The 1,190-nt window shown below is 47.2% G+C and carries 1 protein-coding gene; it reads right to left on the reverse strand.

The genetic code is table 11. The annotated features are described in order from the left end of the window. Positions 1 to 6: 6 nt before the first annotated feature. The coding region (tuf, locus tag R7E78_RS24280) for an elongation factor Tu (RefSeq protein WP_017822038.1) at positions 7 to 1,190 on the reverse strand (1,184 nt) is incomplete at its 5' end.

A 1,190-nucleotide genomic window follows, 5' to 3' on the forward strand; every position in this document is an offset into this window, starting at 1 on the left:
TATGAATTAGTCGAAGATCTTAGCAACAACACCAGCACCTACTGTACGGCCACCTTCACGGATCGCGAAACGTAGACCTTCGTCCATTGCGATTGGTGCGATTAGCTCTACAGTCATCTGTACGTTGTCGCCTGGCATTACCATTTCTACGCCGTCTGGTAGCTGGATGTCACCAGTTACGTCAGTTGTACGGAAGTAGAATTGTGGACGGTAGCCTTTGAAGAATGGAGTGTGACGACCACCTTCATCTTTAGACAGTACGTATACTTCTGATTCGAACTTAGTGTGTGGAGTGATTGAACCAGGCTTAGCTAGTACTTGACCACGTTCAACTTCGTCACGCTTAGTACCACGTAGAAGTGCACCAACGTTCTCACCTGCACGGCCTTCGTCTAGAAGCTTACGGAACATCTCAACACCAGTACATGTAGTTGTAGTAGTGTCTTTGATACCTACGATAGCAACTTCGTCACCTACAGTTAGGATACCACGCTCGATACGGCCAGTTACTACTGTACCACGACCTTGGATTGAGAATACGTCTTCGATAGGCATTAGGAATGGCTGATCTACCGCACGCTCTGGCTCAGGGATGTAAGTATCTAGAGCTTCTGCTAGTTCAACGATTTTCGCTTCCCACTGCTCTTCGCCGTTTAGTGCGCCTAGTGCAGAACCTTGGATAACTGGTAGGTCATCACCTGGGAAATCGTATTCAGATAGAAGTTCACGAACTTCCATTTCTACTAGTTCTAGTAGCTCTTCATCGTCAACCATGTCACATTTGTTCATGAATACGATGATGTATGGGATACCAACCTGACGGCCTAGTAGGATGTGCTCACGAGTTTGTGGCATTGGGCCATCTGTCGCAGCAACAACTAGGATACCACCGTCCATCTGTGCAGCACCAGTGATCATGTTTTTAACATAGTCAGCGTGTCCTGGACAGTCAACGTGTGCGTAGTGGCGTGATGGAGTGTCGTACTCAACGTGAGAAGTTGCGATTGTGATACCGCGCTCACGCTCTTCTGGAGCGTTATCGATAGATGCGAAGTCTTTAGCTACACCGCCGTAAACTTTAGCAAGAGTAGTACAGATAGCTGCAGTTAGAGTTGTTTTACCGTGGTCAACGTGGCCGATAGTACCAACGTTAACGTGCGGTTTCGTACGTTCAAATTTTTCTTTAGACA

Source organism: Vibrio sp. YT-19(2023) (assembly GCF_033337395.1).